The organism is Brachybacterium sp. AG952 (genome assembly GCF_004362645.1).
GTDB classification, from domain to species: Bacteria; Actinomycetota; Actinomycetes; order Actinomycetales; family Dermabacteraceae; genus Brachybacterium; species Brachybacterium conglomeratum.
On sequence record NZ_SNXV01000001.1, the window covers coordinates 173,551 to 190,106 of the forward strand.

Annotated in this window: 16 protein-coding genes and 1 pseudogene; 7 read left to right on the forward strand and 10 right to left on the reverse strand. The window is 70.5% G+C overall.

What is annotated here, in order from left to right; translation table 11 throughout:
- Positions 1-74 precede the first annotated feature (74 nt).
- Entirely contained in the window at positions 75-410 is a 336-nt protein-coding gene (locus tag DEU31_RS00840) for a hypothetical protein (RefSeq protein WP_133675090.1), read from the reverse strand.
- 133 nt (positions 411-543) lie between these two features.
- Complete coding sequence (locus tag DEU31_RS00845) at positions 544-1,239, reverse strand: hypothetical protein (RefSeq protein ID WP_133675092.1); 696 nt, start codon at positions 1,237-1,239, stop codon at positions 544-546.
- A gap of 136 nt (positions 1,240-1,375) precedes the next feature.
- Between DEU31_RS00845 and DEU31_RS00850 the strand changes: the two genes are divergently transcribed.
- On the forward strand, positions 1,376-1,648 hold the full coding sequence (locus DEU31_RS00850; protein WP_069600038.1) for a helix-turn-helix transcriptional regulator: 273 nt from the start codon (positions 1,376-1,378) through the stop codon (positions 1,646-1,648).
- An 8-nt stretch (positions 1,649-1,656) separates the two neighbouring features.
- Here DEU31_RS00850 and DEU31_RS00855 read toward each other — a convergent pair whose 3' ends face one another.
- The 8 genes and pseudogenes from DEU31_RS00855 to DEU31_RS00885 form a co-directional block, all read right to left on the reverse strand.
- Entirely contained in the window at positions 1,657-4,044 is a 2,388-nt protein-coding gene (locus DEU31_RS00855) for an RNA helicase (RefSeq protein ID WP_133675094.1), read from the reverse strand.
- Positions 4,044-4,202, reverse strand: a complete 159-nt coding sequence (locus tag DEU31_RS16660; RefSeq protein WP_166649338.1) for a hypothetical protein — start codon at positions 4,200-4,202, stop codon at positions 4,044-4,046. Before DEU31_RS16660 ends, DEU31_RS00855 begins: the two co-directional genes overlap by 1 nt.
- Positions 4,199-4,486: a helix-turn-helix domain-containing protein gene (locus DEU31_RS00860; protein ID WP_133675096.1), complete on the reverse strand. Its 288-nt coding sequence runs from the start codon at positions 4,484-4,486 to the stop codon at positions 4,199-4,201. The genes DEU31_RS16660 and DEU31_RS00860 overlap by 4 nt, the downstream gene beginning before the upstream one ends.
- A 533-nt stretch (positions 4,487-5,019) precedes the next feature.
- Positions 5,020-6,441 carry a recombinase family protein gene (locus tag DEU31_RS00865; protein ID WP_133675098.1) on the reverse strand — a complete coding sequence of 474 codons (1,422 nt, stop codon included), beginning with the start codon at positions 6,439-6,441 and terminating at the stop codon, positions 5,020-5,022.
- 28 nt (positions 6,442-6,469) lie between these two features.
- Positions 6,470-6,721, reverse strand: a pseudogene (locus tag DEU31_RS00870) (LLM class flavin-dependent oxidoreductase); the annotation flags it as partial.
- A 289-nt stretch (positions 6,722-7,010) separates the two neighbouring features.
- Entirely contained in the window at positions 7,011-7,457 is a 447-nt protein-coding gene (locus DEU31_RS00875) for a glyoxalase/bleomycin resistance/extradiol dioxygenase family protein (RefSeq protein ID WP_133675103.1), read from the reverse strand.
- 241 nt (positions 7,458-7,698) lie between these two features.
- On the reverse strand, positions 7,699-8,220 hold the full coding sequence (locus DEU31_RS00880; RefSeq protein ID WP_010552129.1) for a ferritin: 522 nt from the start codon (positions 8,218-8,220) through the stop codon (positions 7,699-7,701).
- A 110-nt stretch (positions 8,221-8,330) separates the two neighbouring features.
- Entirely contained in the window at positions 8,331-9,380 is a 1,050-nt protein-coding gene (locus DEU31_RS00885; protein ID WP_133675105.1) for a LacI family DNA-binding transcriptional regulator, read from the reverse strand.
- A gap of 568 nt (positions 9,381-9,948) precedes the next feature.
- On the opposite strand from DEU31_RS00885, the gene DEU31_RS00890 reads away from it, so the two are divergent.
- From DEU31_RS00890 to DEU31_RS00915, 6 genes are all read left to right on the forward strand, one after another.
- Positions 9,949-10,977, forward strand: a complete 1,029-nt coding sequence (locus DEU31_RS00890) for a sugar ABC transporter permease (RefSeq protein ID WP_133675107.1) — start codon at positions 9,949-9,951, stop codon at positions 10,975-10,977.
- Positions 10,974-11,897, forward strand: coding sequence for a carbohydrate ABC transporter permease (locus DEU31_RS00895; RefSeq protein ID WP_010552132.1), 924 nt, complete (start codon positions 10,974-10,976; stop codon positions 11,895-11,897). The genes DEU31_RS00890 and DEU31_RS00895 overlap by 4 nt, the downstream gene beginning before the upstream one ends.
- Before the next feature lie 168 nt (positions 11,898-12,065).
- On the forward strand, positions 12,066-13,466 hold the full coding sequence (locus tag DEU31_RS00900; RefSeq protein WP_010552133.1) for an ABC transporter substrate-binding protein: 1,401 nt from the start codon (positions 12,066-12,068) through the stop codon (positions 13,464-13,466).
- 186 nt (positions 13,467-13,652) lie between these two features.
- Positions 13,653-14,420 carry a glycerophosphodiester phosphodiesterase family protein gene (locus DEU31_RS00905; RefSeq protein WP_133675109.1) on the forward strand — a complete coding sequence of 256 codons (768 nt, stop codon included), beginning with the start codon at positions 13,653-13,655 and terminating at the stop codon, positions 14,418-14,420.
- Between the two features lie 222 nt (positions 14,421-14,642).
- On the forward strand, positions 14,643-15,371 hold the full coding sequence (locus DEU31_RS00910; RefSeq protein WP_126985796.1) for a glycerophosphodiester phosphodiesterase family protein: 729 nt from the start codon (positions 14,643-14,645) through the stop codon (positions 15,369-15,371).
- 178 nt (positions 15,372-15,549) lie between these two features.
- Complete coding sequence (locus DEU31_RS00915; protein WP_133675111.1) at positions 15,550-16,470, forward strand: NADP-dependent oxidoreductase; 921 nt, start codon at positions 15,550-15,552, stop codon at positions 16,468-16,470.
- Positions 16,471-16,556: the final 86 nt, after the last annotated feature.

Sequence of the window (16,556 nt, forward strand, 5' to 3'; positions counted from 1 at the left end):
GCCCCACCCTGCCAAGACAGACAACGGCCCCGATACCTGTTGGTATCGGGGCCGTCTCGGCCTTCGCACGTGCCTCAGGCATACGCCTCCGAGCGCTCGACGTCGGGCACCGAGGCGACACGGGCAGGAGCCTGCTCGGTGCTCTCCGTGCTGTCCTGCTGTGCCACCAGATCGACGAGCTTGCCGACGGCTTCGACGAGCTTCTCCGCCCGCTTGGTCTCATCCTTGTCGTTGCGGGTCTTCTTCACTTCGAGCAGCTCGTACAGCTCCTCGACCGCCTTGCAGCGTGCGAACGCAGCGTGCTCCTGAGCCTCGATCACCGCCTTGTCGTACTGCTCCTGCTCGGCCTGCAGCTGCGCCAGCTGAGCCGCCCTGCGCTGTGCACTCGTCATCGCCATGATGTCCACCATCCCTCATGTCTCGGGTTCTCTCGTCGTGCCTTCCAGTGTATGGAGCCGACCTCGTTATAGCCAGGGAAGGCCCTGCTTAGCACACAAAAACAGCCCCGCACCGATGCTGATGCGGGGCTGCCCTCGAGGATGCTCACTTGCTGTACTCGTACCCGCTGCCGTCCTCGTTGACCGCGACAAGTTCGTTCTCGCCCAGCAGACCGCCGTTGCGCTCCTCGGCCGTCAGCGACGCCTCGACGTACTCGTCGTAGCGCTCGAGGCCGGCCCACTTCTCGTCGTTGTCGGCGACGCCTGCGTAGAGGTTGATGAGCCCCATCGCAACGTCGTCGCTGTCACTGCCGGAGATGCTCTGAGCACTCGTTCCGGTCGAGTCGACGTAGCGCAGCAAGGCACCGTCCTCGGTCGTGTCCTCCGGCGACGCGGGGTCCTCGATGAGGGTGAGCTGCTCGCCGCCCACGATCTTGTCGAGCCACTCCTGAGCCTCGTCGTAACGAGTCTGCGGGAGCCACGCCGTGTCGGTCATGCCCTTGGCCTTGATGTCGGCCATGCCGAGCAGCTGGACCTCGACCTGCTCGCCGTCGGGCGAGGTCGCGGTGAACCGCACCGGGCTGATCGCCTCGCCTCCCGTGTACGTCTCAGCCCCCTCCTCGGCGTCGCCGCCGCTGTCGGAGACGGAGGACGACGCGGTCTGCTCCGACTGCCCCTCAGGGGCCGGAGGAGCCGCCTCGTCGCTGTCGGAGCCGCAGGCGCTCGTCAGCAGCAGGGCGGCGGCCACGACACCTCCCAGAGCAGCTCGACGGGTGGTCGTACGGGAAGCGGTCGTGCGCATGGTCATCTCCTCGATGAGGGTGGGGAGCCGGACACCCACCGTGCCGGCCAGGGACGATTTGTCACGACCCACATTACCTCGAATAGGCGCGTTTAGGTGACTGTGCAAAATAAGCGCCGGACGCAGGCTGGAGGGTATGCCTGCTCCCACTCCTGACCTCCGCGCCCTCGGCGTCGAGGTCGCCCACCAGCGCAAGGAGCGAGGCTGGTCCATCGACCGCCTCGCTGAGGCCACGGGCGTCCACCGCAAGACGATCATCGAGATCGAGGCCGGGCGCGTCGCCGCCAGGATCTCGACGCTGCATGGCATCGCACACGCGCTCGGCGTGCCCCTGCCAGACCTCGTCGCCCCGGTGTGCGCCAGGCACCCGAAGGCCGTCGGCCGCCCCACCCCGCTGGTCGAGAAGTAGGGCGGCCGTCACTTCAGCAGGAAGCCGTTGGCCCGCAGACGCTGCGCCTTCTCGTCGAGCGTCTTCCGTGCGGTCTCACGGCGCTTCTCGCGCTCGGCGTCCGAGAGCGCCGCGCAGGCGTCGGCGTGAGGCGTCGCCCAGTTGCGTACATCCGCGCCACACGTACACAGATCCCGTTCGCGCTCCTCCTCGAGGCGGCGCATCCTCGCCTGACGCTCGTGTTCGGCGCGCTCCTCGCGCTCGCGTTCGGCAGCCTCCTCAGTGGCCCTGCGCGCCCGCTCCTGCTCCTCTGCCGCGGCTGCCTCGACCGCCGCCTTCTGAGCCAGGTACGAGGCGATCTCGGTCTCGGGGATGCGGGCTACGACATCGGGGCTGCCCTCGAGCAGCATCGAGACGGCGAGGAACCGCGCCGCGGACTCGACGCCCCTCACGACCGCGACCGGCTCCATCTCGTGAGTCGTCGTAATCCGCCCCAGCTGCTCACCACTGCGACTCGTCACCGGCTCCACGCGACGGTCACCACCCATCCGAGGCCGCTGGACGCTTACGAGCATCTGCTCGCGGATCACCGGATAGTCGCGTCGACCGTCTCCGGTCAGCTCCACGTCGTCCGGGATGGACACCTCGACGACCCAGCCGATCCGGCGCAGGTACTCGTCGATGTCCACCGGCGCGTAGCGCCGCGCGCTATCGCGCTCATTGAGCGCCAGCACGTCGCTGGACCGGCGCGCCTTCATCGTGAGCCCGAGCGACGTCGCAGTCTCCGTGCTCGACATCATGATCACTCGCGGAGCCACCACCTGACGACTGCGCGTGTGGCGCTGGTACGGCTCCGTCGCCCGGTGATTATCGAGGTACCGCAGACCCTCGTCGTAGCCGGGGACCATCTCGTAGCGGGCGTCATCGTGATGAACGATCTCGGCGCCACCGACTGCCTCAAGCGCATTACGACCAGGCGGCTGCACGTAGCTGCAGACCATGCCGCCCAGTGCAGCGAGGCGCTGGTACTGCCGTTGTGTCTCGTCGACCAGCACCCCCTTGCCAGCTCCCTTTTCGCCGAGGATGAGCGCGGTCGACTTGCTCCACTCTTTGCCGAGCCCAGCCGCCGCAGAATCGCTCCGCTGGACCTGGTACTCGTGGTGGACTGCCTGCAGCCGAGGCAGGTCGTCCCAGAAAGCATCCACGTCGGCAGCCTTCGCCTCCTCCAGGGTCATCGTCCCGTCACCGACGAGACGGCGCAGTTTGCGCTTACGAGCACCGAGGCTCCTCGTGCCCTCGGCAGCGCTGCGACGAGTGGCCATGTGCGCGTCGAGCTCCTGACCGAAGGCGAAGTTGGCCATGACCCGACCCCGGCCGTACTGATACTTCCCGGGCTTGCCGTCCTGGTGCTTGTCGACGAGATACGACCGCTCCGTCTGGTAGACACCAGCGATCGCATCGGCCCGACGCGACTCATGGGGCAGGTACTCGCAGAGGTCGAAGAAGCTCTTCTCGGCCGCGCCACGGCCGCTGTGGCCCTCGCCGTCACCGACCGCCTCACGAGGCGTCTTCACGCGGGCCGACGGGACCTTGAGGGCATCGGAGACGGTGCGGATCGTCGACCGGGCGCTGTCAGTGACCCACAGGACCATATGGACGTGTGCGCCCTTGAGCCCGACGCACACGGTCTCCCCGGTACCCTCATCGACCTCGACGAGACGATCGGCGTCATGCCAGACATACGCCCACTTGTGCAGCCGCCCGTGCAGCTTCTCGAGGCCCTCGTCGATCTGCTCCTGCGTAAGCATGACCTCACCGGTCTTAGGGTGAGCGCGGTACTGCATCACCGAGAAGACGCGGGAGGTGCCCGACGCCCGCTTCTTCTGCTCCTGCGTCTCCTCGCCCTTGGCGCGATCGAAGAACGCGACCGCCTCGACGACCTCCTCCGGTGTTGACTCGATGACGACCGGCTCCACGTTATCGGAGCGATCTGCGCCAGGGACATCGAGCTGCGAGTAATCGACATCGTCGTCCGGCAGGCCCTGAGCAGCCTCAGGAGCGACGATCTCGCCCTCGAGCACCTCCTGGGCCTCGGTGTCGTCCTCGGCCGGCAGAGAGGCGTCCAGCGCCTCGTCGGAGCCGGCGGCCGACGGCCGGACGACGTCCTCTGCCGAATCGACTGAAACCTTTGCCGTTTCCGAAACGGCAGCGGGGGCACCCAAGGAAGCCCCCGCGCGCTCAGAGGGCTGTTCTCCCTGGTCAGCTGTGGTACCGACGGTCCCACCGGACTCGTCAGCGATGGTGTCCTTTGCCGTTTTGCCATTTTCTGCCAGAACTTTTCCTCGCGCGCGCGAGGGACTCTCGTCTCGATCAGGCTTCTCCGTGTCGCGGGGGCACATGGGGGTGGAGGCATCCATCACCGACCACCTCCCAGCACGCGCACCACGACGGCGCGCTGCTCCACGCTCAGCGGGGTCTGCGCCAGACGGGCACCGACCTCACGCCCGGCCGCCTCGGCGGCCTTGATGTCGTCCAGCCGCCTCTGGGCGGCCCTGTCGATCGTGGCGACGCTCATGCAGCATCACCGCCCAGCAGGGCGCTCAGACGGGCACGATGGGCCTCGTCGAGGTCATCGACGTGATCAGCGATCACGCTGATGGCGCTGTCGACCGGGCTGACGCCAGCAGCGTCGACGTGAGCGTCGAGGTCAGCCACGCGCAGCTTGATGCGATGACCGATACGGATGGCCGGGAGGCGACCCGCGCGGATGTGCCGGCGCAGCGTGGCCTCACTGGCATAACCCCGGGCAGCAGCCTCGGGGATCGAGATGATCGGGGGACTCTGGGTGAAAGCAGGCATGATGGCCCGCTCCTCTCTGTGAGGAACGAGCACCGTGTCGAGTTCGCTGGGGGCCTACCGGCCTGAGTCCCGCTAGAACCTGTTTCGGCGGTCCGCCCTAGTCAGCCGGCCTGCATCACGAGTCGCGGGGCGCTGACTGCCCTACCCGTGAAGGTGGATCTTCATCTGATCGAGCGGGCGGAAGTCCACATCTGTGGCACCGCTCCGGGAGTCCATTTCCGTGACACCTCTCGGGGTGCCACCGCTCGGGTGCACCGAGCTTGTTACTCGGTACCCCTACTCTACCAGCCGTGACCACCTGTGACCAGGTAAAACACCGCGCCCATTGGTCGCCCACCAGTGACCACCTACTGGCCACTGAGAGACCACTTGAGGTCCGCTGGGAGACCTCCTGCACGCCTGGTCACCCACAGGCCACTGAGAGACCACCAGAAGACCATCGAGCGGCCACCTGATGACCCGTGACCGACCACGAGGCCGCCTGGCCTCTCAGAGGCCACGGAGAGACCACCGGCTGCCCACTGGCGACCCACTCACGCCCGACGGCGCTCGATGACGATCAGCGACGGATCGAACCGCACATGGCCGCGCTGGATCGGCTTGATCGTCACCTCGACCAGCTCGGTGACGATGATCCGCTGCTCCTCGACGCTCAGCGCCTCCCAGAGCCTCTCGACCAGCTCGCGGCGGGCCTGGTCGTCCTCGACCCCGGCAGCGCGCTCAGCAAGCCTGCGGGCCTCCGAGGGGCTCGGCTCAGCCAGCTGCTCGTCGATGGCGGTGATCTCGACCTCGAGCTCCTTCATGGACGAGCGGATCATGTCCATCGAGACCGTCGTGTCCGTCAGCATCGGTGCGAGGTCATCGAGGCGGGCACGCAGCTCGCCACTCCGGGACAGCATCGCCTGACGGTCCATCTGCTCTGAACCCCCTTCGGGCTCGAGCATGTCCGTGACCTCCCGGCTCGCCAGCATCGTCTGCACCGTGGCGGCGACCATCGCGTCCACCGGCTCGCGCTGCCGGCTCACATGGAAGTTCTGCCCGCACCTGTAGTTCGGCACCCGGTGCTCGTTCTGGCCGGCGACCATCGCCGCCCCGCACCGACCGCACCGTGCGACCCCTGAGAGCAGGTAGCGCGGCTGATTGCCGCGACGATCGACCTTCGCCTTGTTGTCGCGCAGCTTGGCCGCTGAGCGGCGCCACAGTGCCTCGGGGACGATCGGCTGCCACTGATCACCCTCGGCGACCGGGAACAGCTCACCCGTGGCGTTGTACCTGATGAACCCCGCGTACAGCGAGTTGTTCAGCAGGTACCGGGCCGCGTAGGTCGACCACGGCCTGCCTCTCGAGGTGACGAACCCTTTCGCGTTCAGATCCTCGGCGATGCCGCGGATCGACTTGGGCCTGCTCGCGGTGAAGTCGGAGAACGCCCGTTGGATGGCCTCAGCCTGCTCCGGGATCTGCGCCCCGTCCTTCGTGTAGCCGAACGGCGTCCAGCCCGAGAGCACCGGCATCCCCTCAGCGCGACGGCGCTCGTTCGAGCGGATCGTCCGCTCCGCCTTGCGCCGGGCCTCGAAGCGGGCGATGGCCGCCAGCATCGTCCCCCTGAATTCGCCGTCGGCCGAGGAGAGGTCGATCTCGCCGTCGACCGTGACGACCTGCAGCCCATGGTCGATCAGCGTGTTCAGATCCTTGGTGCTGCGCAGGAGCCGGTCGATGTCGACGGCGACCACGATGTCGAACCGCCCGGCGTCGGCGCCCTTGAGCATCCTCGCCCAGTCCGTGCCTGCACCACGTGGCTTGGAGGCCGAGACGGAGGAGTCTTCGTACTCGGCGACGACCCGCCAGCCCCTCAGCTTGGCCAGGTCGCTGATCTTGCGGCGCTGGGTGTCGATGGCCCATCCGTCGCCCGTGCGGTCCTGGGAGATCCGCATGTACGCGGCTACGCGACTCGTCATGAATCCAATGTTACGGGTGAATGTTGGGATAACGCATGTCGATCACGCCCGTGCCCACCTCGACCCGCTGCGTGCGCGCGGCGACCGCGGACAGCAGCGGCATCGGTGCGGCGGACTGGCGGGCGTAGTGGTGGACGCGGAAGTAGGCGCCGTTCACGCCGAGTTCGTCGGCGCCGACGGAGATGTCGATCGCGTCGTGGAGCATCTGGCGGGCGGTAATCCCGCCCCGGGCGGGATTGCCGCCGTAGTGGCCGAAGCTGAGGAATCCGAAGGCACGCATGACCGCACCCTATCAACTAGTTGAAAACGGGATCAGCGGTGAGGGAAGGGTGCCGCCATGACCGCGAGCACCCCGAGAAGCCCCTCGTGCTGGCCGACGCGTCTGCTTGGCACGACCGGCTCCTCGCGCACGAGGGCCGTGGCGACGGCGAATGGCTCCTGCGCGCGCTGAGGCGGCACCGCGAGGTGCCGACACGCGTCGTGTTCGGCGCGCCCGCGGTGCGCCGCGACCGCCGTGCGGGCGCGACGCGCACTCGGCTCCGCATCGAGCTGTCGGCGACGACCTGCGGTCAGCTCTGCGTCGAGCTCCCGCCCACGACCAGCGCGAACATCACGCCGAGGCGGTCGACGACCTGGCCGTAGTGGTCGCCCCAGGGAGCGAGCTCGAAGGGCATCGCGACCTTCCCGCCGCCCTCGGCGATCCGCGCGAAGAGGTCCTTCGCCGACGCCACGTCCTCGAGCCCGATGAGGAAGGAGTAGACGTCCGAGCCCAGCGGCGGCAACTCGTCACCGGGCCCGCCGATCGCGTCGCCGCCCGAGACGGTGAAGAGGCCGCCGGTGAGCGTGCCGTGGGCGACCGCGCCGCGGGGCGGGGTGAAGGGGAAGCCCGAGAGATCCGGGATCTCGTCGTAGGTCATCATCTCCAGCTCGCCGCCGAACAGCTCCTGCCAGTGGGTGAGGACCTCCTGGCCGTTGCCGGGGAAGGCGACGTAGGGCGAGTTCTGCGGCTGCGGCATGGCGTGGCTCCCTGGTCGGCGGCGGGCGGCGTCCTCGCGGCCCGGGCGTCAGTCTTCCACGGCGCGCACCGTCCCGGAACACCCCCGGAGTCGGACCCGCCGGTCTCCGCACCGATGCGAAAGAGCCCCCTCGCCGACAGAAAGGGGACGCGAGCAGCACGCTGCGCAGAATATCTGCGCGGCATGCCGCTCGCGTCCCCTTTGTGCAGGGCCGGCCGGGAGGGTGCCCCCTGGCGGAGGCTCAGTCCTCGTCGGCCTCGGTGGACTCGGTGGGACGGGAGCCCAGCTCGGCGTCCAGGCGCAGCAGGCCGGAGCCGTCCTCGCCGATCAGCTTCACGCGGCCGATGATCTCGGAGACGGTGGCCTCCTCCTCGAGCTGCTCGTCGACGAACCAGTTCAGCAGCGGGCGGGCATCGTAGTCGCCCTCCTTGTCCGCGCTGCGGTAGAGCTCGCGGATCGACTCCGAGACCTTCTCCTCGTGGGCGAGGGCGGCCTCGAAGATCTCCAGCACCGAGAGGCCGGGCTTGACTCCGGGCTCGACGATCGTGCCGATCGCGGCGTGGTTCCCGCGGTCCGAGACGTGCTGGATGAACTTGTTGGCGTGGACGATCTCCTCGTCGGCCTGGTGGCGCAGCCACGCGGCGATGCCGGGGAGGTCCTGCTCATCGGCCTCGATGGCGAGCTGGCGGTAGGTGATCGAAGCGGCGAACTCCAGGGTGATCTGGTCCTGGAACTTCTTCTCGAGATCGTTGCTCATCTTCATGGGGACGACGGTAGTCCTCCGACCGGTCGTTGTCACCCCTGTGAGCCTTCCCTGACCTGCAGTGATGTGCTCCGGGCAGGCTTGCCTGACCCCGCGCGGCCGAGCGCGGCTCAGCTCCGCAGGTGAGCGGGCACGGGCCCGAGCGTGCGCCCGGGCACGAGCTCCCCCTCGACGAGCGTGTGCTGTGCCGGCTGCGGGGCGGCGGCGAGCGGGCCCTCGGGGTCCTCCTGCGCGTCGACGAGCAGCTCCTCCATCCGCTCGACCGCCCGGGCGGCCACCTCCTCGACGGGCAGGCGCACCGTCGCGAGCCCCACCAGGTCCAGGCCGTCGCCGAGTCCGTCGAAGCCGAGCGTGCTGACGTCCTCGGGGATGCGCACGCCGCGTGCGGCGGCGGCCCGCAGCAGATCGAGCGCGACGTAGTCCACGGGGCAGACGATGCAGCTCGCGCCCTCCTCCTTCGTGGTGTCCAGGGCGCGCACCACGCCCTGCTCCACCGGCAGCAGGTCGACGGGGAGGATGGAGATGCCGAGCTCCGCGCACCGCTCGACGAGGCTGCGGATCCGCAGGTCGAACACGCGCGAGTAGAGCAGCGGCGCGGTGAGCACGACGACGCGTCGGTGCCCGTGCGCGGAGATCTCGTCGGCGACGGCGCGGCCGTGGGCGCGCTCGTCGTAGCTGATGGACTCGATGCGGGGATGCTCGTTGGGGCGGCCGACGATCATCAGCGGCACCGACGTCACGGTCTCCACGAGGTCCTCGGCGGCGGTCACGCCGGTGCCGACGAACACCCCGGCGACACGCTGGCCGAGCAGGCGCCGCAGCCCGGCCACCTCGGCGGTGCCGTAGTCGTGGCGGGAGGCGGTCACGGAGATGAGGGTGCGCCCCGCCCGCTCGACCGCCCGGTTCGTCTCGGAGAGCAGATGCCCGTAGGCGGGGTTCGTGCCGTCGCGGATCAGCAGGCCGAGCTGACGGCCGTGGCGCATGGCGAGCCCGCTGGCGACGAGGTTGTGCACGTAGCCCAGGCGTGTGGCGGCCTCGTGCACGGCGATGAGGGTGTCGGGGGAGACCCGCTCCCCGTCGTTCTGGAAGACCCGCGAGACCGTGGAGCGCGAGACCCCGGCCGCACGGGCGACGTCCTCCATGGTGGGCTGGCGCGGCATGGCGGCTCCTCCCGTCCCGGATGCCTCGGGGTGCTGCACGAGCGCTCTGGTGCGCGTCGCGTCGGCGGCTGGTCCGGGGCAGGATAGCCCGGCCGGAAAGGCGCCGCGGACCGCCCAGGTGACCTGCAGGTGAAGACCGGGGGAGGGGGTCCGGAGCGCGTCCGGGCCGACGACGAACAGTCGGCACCGGGACGGTGAACTTCCGGTGGACGTGCGGCGGACCGACGGTGCCCAGGGGTGCTCGGAGACCGGCCCGGAAGGTCATGGGAGCGCTCCCACCTGCGAGGTCAGGCGCTGTTCACGGTCGGTTCACCGAGCTCGACGGCTCCTTGGCGGATCGTCCCGCGGCTTTCTACGGTGGCCTCGTCGAGAACGCCGGCGCCCGCCCCGCGGCCGCCCGGGTCCTCGATGTGCCCGCTCCCGGATCCCGATCCTGCGCAGCGGGCGAGGCGGACCCTCCGGTCCGCCGACGGCCGCCCGCCCCCGGGCAGGGCGCGTCCGTCGCGCAGCCCGTCGTCCCCCGACAGCCCCTCGGAGCTGTCCCGACCAGGAAGCTGGGAGCGCTCCCATGACTACCCCCGTCCGCACCCACGGCCCGGACCGCACGGCCCCCGCCGCTGCCGGTGCGCCGCCGAGCGAGTCGACCGTCGAGTCCGCGCCGGCCGGCGCGACCCCCGCCGCGCAGCGGCCCGCGCGTCGGCGCTCTCCCCAGCGTCGCCGCCGCGCCCGTCGCGACGCGCTGCTCTTCCTCGCGCTGATCGCCCCGAACTTCCTCGCGATCATCGTCTTCTCGTACTACCCGGCGCTGTACAACATCGGGCTGAGCTTCTTCGAGTGGGACTTCGTCGAGCCGGTCCCCGAGTGGGTGGGCGCGGCGAACTACGTCGATCTGTTCACCTCGGCGAGCTTCGGCCAGGTCCTGATGAACACGCTGATCTTCACCGGGGTCAGCGTGGTCGGCTCCCTCGTGCTCGGCCTGCTGCTGGGCAGCCTGCTGGCCACGAAGGTCCCGTTCACGGGCTTCGCGCAGACCATGGCGTTCGCGCCGCACATGCTGCCCGGCGCCGCCGTCGGCATCCTGTGGCTGTTCATGTTCGACCCGAACTACGGCCTCTCCCGCTGGGCGTTCTCGCTGTTCGGTGCGGACTCCCCGGCCTGGACCACGACCTCGGACTGGTCGCTGTGGTCGATCACCATCGCCTACACCTGGCAGCGCCTCGGCTTCGTCACGGTCATCTGCTACACGGCGATCCTCGACCTGCCGAAGGACCTCTACGAGGCCGCGGCCCTCGACGGCGCGCACGGCTGGAAGCTCTTCCGCCACCTGACCCTGCCGCTGCTGAGCCCGATCACGTTCTTCCTCTCGATCACGGGCATCATCTCCGCCGCGCAGGCCTTCGACATCATCTCGATCATGACGGGCGGCGGCCCCGGGACCTCCTCCAGCACGCTGAGCTGGATGGTCTACGAGCAGGCCTTCCAGAAGTTCGACATCGGCAGCGCCTCGGCCGCCGCGACCGTGCTGCTCGCGATCCTCCTGGTCATCACCTACGTGCAGGTCCGCTACGGCGAGAAGAAGGTGAACTACGACTCATGAGCACCCTGAGCTCCGCCCCCTCCGCCCAGCTCCCCGACGGGACGGCCGCCCCCGAGGGCACCTCCGTGCCCCGCAACACCGGGCGCCGCCGCGGCCCCCGCCGCCCGGCCTGGGCGACCGCGCTGCTGGTCCTCGGCGTCCTCGCCACGATCGCGGTGTTCCTGGTGCCGCTGTACTGGCTGTTCTCCTCGGCACTGAAGCCGCACCAGGACATCTACACCTGGCCCCTGCAGTGGATCCCCACCGAGCTGACGTTCTCGAACTTCGTCGGCGCCTGGGAGGCCGCCGCGTTCGATCGTTTCTTCCTGAACTCGATCATCACCACCGGCGTCGGCACCGTGCTCGAGATCGTGCTCGCGATCCTGTGCGCCTACGCCTTCGTGTTCGTCGAGTTCCGGTTCAAGAAGGTCGTGTTCGGCCTGATCGTCGCCTCGCTGATGCTGCCGGGCCACGTGACGCTGATCGTCAACTACATCACCGTGGCGAACCTCGGCTGGCTGAACACCTACGCCGGGATCATCCTGCCCGGCATCGCCAGCGCCTTCGCGATGTTCCTGATCTACCAGTACATGCGCACGATCGACAAGGACATCCTGCAGGCCGCGGAGATCGACGGCGCCGGCCACATCCGCCGCATGCTCACCATCGTGGTGCCGCTGTCGAGCCCCATGATCCTCACCGCCACCCTGATCGTCATGGTCGGGAAGTGGAACGAGTACGTGTGGCCGCTGATCGTCACCTCGACCGAGGACATGCGCACCCTCCCCATCGGGCTGCTGTTCCTGCGCAGCCAGGAGGGCTACAGCAACTGGGGCGTGATCATGGCCGGCGCCGTGTTCGTCTCCCTGCCGATGCTGATCCTCTTCTTCCTCGCCCAGAAGCGCATCATCGGCGGCCTCGCCGCCGGCGCCATGAAGTGAGGCCGACGGGACGAGCTCCGCTCCGTCCCGACCGTCCCGGGCCCGAGCGCCCCCCGAACCCGCCGGACCGGGCGCACGAGCGCTCGGCCCCGGTCCCGCACGACCCGACGACCCCGCCCGACCGCACCGGAGCCCTCCGGTCCGGCCCGTCTCCAAGGAGCGATGCACATGTCCCGCAGCCCCCTGAACCTCTCCCGCCGCACCATGATGGCGGCTCTCGGCCTGGGTGCCGGCGCCGCCGGCCTCGCCGCCTGCGGCGCCCCGAACGGCGGGGGCGGCGGCAGCGCCGACGGCTCCGTCCGTGACGGCTTCTCGCAGGCCGACCTCACCGTCCCCTCCGAGTACGAGGGCCGCACCCCGATCCTGTTCTGGGCGCCCTTCACCGGGGTGAACTACGAGGTCCTCGCCAAGCAGTTCGCGGCCTTCAACGAGTCCCAGGACGAGATCGTCGCGATCGCCGAGTCCGTCGGCGGCTATGCCGACCTCAACCAGAAGTTCACCGCAGCCCTTCAGGCCCGCACGGTCCCGGACATCGTCTGCTTCCCCGAGATGCAGTGGCTCCAGTTCTACAACTCCGACGCGCTCGCACCGCTGGACAGCTATTTCGACGACGAGTGGAGCCTCGACGTCTACATCGACAACTACGTCGCCGAGGGCAAGGCCGCCGGCGAGACCTTCGTGGTGCCCTTCGCCCGCTCCACCCCGCTCTTCTACTACAACAAGACCCGCTACATCGAGGCGGGCCTGCCCGAGGAGGGCCCCGAGACCTGGGAGGACCTCGCCGAGTTCGCGCCCGAGCTGGCGAAGATCGAGGTCGAGGGACGTCCGCTGGCCGCGCTCGCCGTGGGCGCGGACGACGCCTGGCACGCGCAGGCCGACATCTGGGGATTCGGCGGGGCGAACGCGAACGAGGACTTCGCGGTCACGATCAACGAGGACGCGGGCGTGGAGTGGCTGGAGTGGCAGCGCAAGTTCATCCACGAGGACAAGTTCGGCTACATGGCGCAGGCCGCGGGCACCGACTTCGCCTCCGGCATCACCGCCGGGATGCGCGGCTCGACCGCCGGGCTGACCGGCACCACCGCCGCCACCGAGGGCGTCTTCGAGGTGGGCACCGCGTTCATGCTCTCCAAGGAGGGCCAGGAGAAGCAGGTCCCGACCGGCGGCTCCGGCCTCTCGATCGTGCGCAGCGACTCCCAGGACCGCCAGGACGCCTGCGCGGAGCTGTTCCGCTTCCTCGCCCAGCCGGAGAAGTCCGCCGAGTGGCACGCAGGCACCGGCTACGTCCCGATCGTGAAGGCCGCGGCCGACACCCAGGCGGTCAAGGACCTCGTCGCGGAGAACCCGAACTACGGCGTCGCGCTCGCCCAGCTCGAGAACGCCCGCACCGCGGACTACACCAACTGGGATCAGGGCTCCGTCACCGAGATCGGCGCCGCGCAGGCGCAGGTCTACGGCGACGGCGCCGATCCGAAGAAGGTGCTCGACGCGCTCGCGGCCACCCTCCAGGAGACCCTCGACGACAACCGCGAGGACTACGAGGCCGTGGAGTTCGAGGGCTGGAACTGAGCCTCCTGCCCTGAGCGGGTCCCGGTCGCCGCGGCGACCGGGACCCGCCGTCCCCGGGGGCGAGCCGTGGCGGCCCGCCCCGGGGCCACCCGGCCCGCACGACCCGTCGGCCCACCCGGCCGCCTGCACGCGACGGCCCCCGGCCGCTCGCCCTGCCGACCATCCCACCCAGGAGAACCACCCCTCATGACCCCCACGCAGCCCGCCCTCGTCGGACACCGGGGCGCCGCCGCCCTCGACCCCGAGAACACCGTGCGCTCCTTCCGGCGCGGCGTCGCCGAGGGCTCGACGCTGCTCGAGTGCGACGTCCATCTCAGCGCCGACGGCCTGGACGTGATCCTCCACGACGCGACCCTGGACCGCACTGCGCAGGCCGACTCCCCGCTGCGCACCGGCGCGGTCGCCGACCTGACCCGCGCCCAGCTGGACCGGGTGCTGGTGGGGGAGGGCGAGCACATCCCGACCCTCGCCCAGGTGCTCGAGGCGGCCGTGCGCGAGGACGGCACCCGGGCGCCGCTGCTGGTGGAGATCAAGGCGCCGGGCGCCGTGGAGCGGGTGCTCGAGATCCTCGCCGAGGAGTTCGGCGACGGCGGCGCGGAGGCCTGGGCGGATCCGTCGGCCGCCCCGGCCGTGCTGCTCTCCTTCCACCAGGAGCCGCTGCAGCACGCGCAGCAGGTCGCGCCGTGGATCCCGCGGATGCTGACCACCACCGCGACGAGCCCCGAGTGGTGGCAGGCATGCCGAGACCTCGGGGTCGTCCACGCCGGCGTGCGGATCGCCGACGCCCGCCAGGCCGACGTCGAGCGCGCGGCCGAGCTCGGCGCCGCCCTGAACCTGTGGACCGCACGCACCGAGGAGGAGCTCGAGCGGGCCCTCGAGCTCGGCTGCGACACCCTCACCGTCGACGACCCGGTCTGGGCGGCGTCGCTGATGGAGCGCCACGCCCTGGTCTGAGCGTGTGAGGGACGGGGCGATGGACGGGGGAGCCCCTGGCCGCCGCTCGGCCGGTCCCGCACCTGTGTCGAGCACGGGGCGAAGGCGTGACCCGCGGCATGCTGGGGGTCGGGACGGGAGGGCCTCGTCCCGAGCGCCCCGCCGCGCCGGGCGACCGGACCGCCCCCGACCCGCACGAGCTCGCCCCCCGATCACTGCACGCCCGACCGCTCAAGGAGCACCATGACCCCGAAGCGCCCCGCCCGCCCCGCGATCGTCGGCCACCGCGGCGCCAGCGCGCACGCCCCCGAGAACACGCTCGCCGCGTTCCGCCGCGCGATCGAGGACGGCGCCCAGCTGCTCGAGTGCGACGTCCATCTCAGCGCAGACGACGAGGTGGTCGTGATGCACGACGAGACCATCGACCGCACTGCCGCGGCGGACTCGCCCCGGCGCAGCGGCGCCATCGGCGAGCTGACCCGTGCCGAGCTCGACACGGTGCTGCTCGAGGACGGTGAGAAGGTCCCCTCGCTCGCCGAGCTGCTGGAGACGACCACCGTGCCCCTGTTCATCGAGGTCAAGGTCGCCGGTGCCGGCGAGGCCGTCGCCGGGCAGCTCGCCGCGCTCCCGGAGGACTCCCCGGCGAAGGTCTCCACCGTCATCTCCTTCCACGCCGAGGCGCTCGAGGCGATCCGTCGCGGCAGCCCTGGCACGCCGGTCTCGTATCTCGTCGAGCAGATCACCGCGCAGACGATCCGGACAGCGAAGGACCTCGGCGCCGCGGGGATCGGCCCGGCGATCGACGGGCTCGCCCTCCGCGCCGCCCGCGCCGTGCACGAGGCCGGTCTGCGCCTGAACCCGTGGACCGTGAACACCGCGGCCCAGCTCGAGGTGGCCCTCGCCTGCGGCGTCGACACGATCACCACCGACGACCCGGCCTGGGTGCAGCGCGAGCTCGACGTGCGGAGCTGACGTCCGGGGCGCCTCCTGTGCCGCCCCGGCCTCGCTGCCTGAGGCATCGCCCTGCCCGGCTCCGCCAGCCTGGTGGAGCTCCTGCGGCCGGCGGAGGTCGTGATCGCGCGCGCGAGGAGCCCGCAGCCGCGCGCGTCCCACGGGAATGCGGGGAGAGCGCCGCGCGTTGCACACCCTCATGAAGGCCATCACCTACAGCAGCTACGGGGGCCCCGAGGTCCTCACCCTCTCCGAGCTCGAGGACCCGAAGGTCGGCCCTGGCGAGATCCTCGTCGACGTGCGCGCCGCGGGAGTGAACCCCGTGGACTGGAAGGTCCTCTCCGGCGGCCTCGATCCGCTGATGACCACCATCTTCCCCGTGATCCCCGGCTGGGACGTCGCGGGCGTCGTCGCGGCGGTGGGCCTGGACGTCCCGGAGTTCTCCGTCGGCGACGCGGTCATGGCCTACGCCCGCAAGGACTGGGTCCAGGCCGGCTCCTTCGCCGAGAAGATGACGGTCCCGGTGCGCGCCGCCGCTCGCAAGCCCGACTCCCTCTCCTTCGCCCAGGCCGCGGCGCTGCCGCTCGCCGGGCTCACCGCCCACCAGTCCCTCCACCGCCTCGGCCTCGAGAGCGGGCAGACCGTGCTGGTCCACGGCGCGAACGGCGGCGTCGGCTCCTTCGCCGTGCAGATCGCGGCGGCGGCCGGTGCCCGCGTGATCGGCACCGCCTCGGAGCGCAACCATGAGCGGCTGCGCGGGCTCGGCGCCGAGCCCGTCGAGTACGGGGAGGGGCTCGTCGGGCGGGTCCGGGAGCACGCCCCGGAGGGCGTCGACCTCGTCGTCGACTACGTCGGCGGGGTGCTCGAGCAGACCCTCGCCGTGCTCAAGGACGGCGGGCGCCACGCCTCGATCGCCGACGGCTCCGTCGTCGGCTCCGGCGGCGAGTACCTGTGGGTGCGGCCCGACGCCGCGGACCTCGCCGCGCTCGGCGAGCTCGCCGAGGCCGGAGACCTCCGCATCGACGTCGAACGCGCCTTCCCCCTCGCCGAGGCGGCCGACGCCTTCCGCGCGAGCATGGAGGGGCACGCTCGCGGGAAGATCGTCCTGACCGTCGGCTGACGCCGCGGCGCGCCCGTCGATCGCCGGGTCGGACCCGCTGACGCCGCCGCACCCGCTTGATACGGTGTCGTCGCCCTGTGGGGCGC

What these genes read in the sequence shown, in the direction of transcription:
- DEU31_RS00840 (WP_133675090.1), bottom strand. Translation starts at nt 410, where the DNA reads ATGGTGGACATCATGGCGATGACGAGTGCACAGCGCAGGGCGGCTCAG.
- DEU31_RS00845 (WP_133675092.1), bottom strand. Translation starts at nt 1,239, where the DNA reads ATGCGCACGACCGCTTCCCGTACGACCACCCGTCGAGCTGCTCTGGGA.
- DEU31_RS00850 (WP_069600038.1), top strand. Translation starts at nt 1,376, where the DNA reads ATGCCTGCTCCCACTCCTGACCTCCGCGCCCTCGGCGTCGAGGTCGCC.
- DEU31_RS00855 (WP_133675094.1), bottom strand. Translation starts at nt 4,044, where the DNA reads ATGGATGCCTCCACCCCCATGTGCCCCCGCGACACGGAGAAGCCTGAT.
- DEU31_RS16660 (WP_166649338.1), bottom strand. Translation starts at nt 4,202, where the DNA reads ATGAGCGTCGCCACGATCGACAGGGCCGCCCAGAGGCGGCTGGACGAC.
- DEU31_RS00860 (WP_133675096.1), bottom strand. Translation starts at nt 4,486, where the DNA reads ATGCCTGCTTTCACCCAGAGTCCCCCGATCATCTCGATCCCCGAGGCT.
- DEU31_RS00865 (WP_133675098.1), bottom strand. Translation starts at nt 6,441, where the DNA reads ATGACGAGTCGCGTAGCCGCGTACATGCGGATCTCCCAGGACCGCACG.
- DEU31_RS00875 (WP_133675103.1), bottom strand. Translation starts at nt 7,457, where the DNA reads ATGCCGCAGCCGCAGAACTCGCCCTACGTCGCCTTCCCCGGCAACGGC.
- DEU31_RS00880 (WP_010552129.1), bottom strand. Translation starts at nt 8,220, where the DNA reads ATGAAGATGAGCAACGATCTCGAGAAGAAGTTCCAGGACCAGATCACC.
- DEU31_RS00885 (WP_133675105.1), bottom strand. Translation starts at nt 9,380, where the DNA reads ATGCCGCGCCAGCCCACCATGGAGGACGTCGCCCGTGCGGCCGGGGTC.
- DEU31_RS00890 (WP_133675107.1), top strand. Translation starts at nt 9,949, where the DNA reads ATGACTACCCCCGTCCGCACCCACGGCCCGGACCGCACGGCCCCCGCC.
- DEU31_RS00895 (WP_010552132.1), top strand. Translation starts at nt 10,974, where the DNA reads ATGAGCACCCTGAGCTCCGCCCCCTCCGCCCAGCTCCCCGACGGGACG.
- DEU31_RS00900 (WP_010552133.1), top strand. Translation starts at nt 12,066, where the DNA reads ATGTCCCGCAGCCCCCTGAACCTCTCCCGCCGCACCATGATGGCGGCT.
- DEU31_RS00905 (WP_133675109.1), top strand. Translation starts at nt 13,653, where the DNA reads ATGACCCCCACGCAGCCCGCCCTCGTCGGACACCGGGGCGCCGCCGCC.
- DEU31_RS00910 (WP_126985796.1), top strand. Translation starts at nt 14,643, where the DNA reads ATGACCCCGAAGCGCCCCGCCCGCCCCGCGATCGTCGGCCACCGCGGC.
- DEU31_RS00915 (WP_133675111.1), top strand. Translation starts at nt 15,550, where the DNA reads ATGAAGGCCATCACCTACAGCAGCTACGGGGGCCCCGAGGTCCTCACC.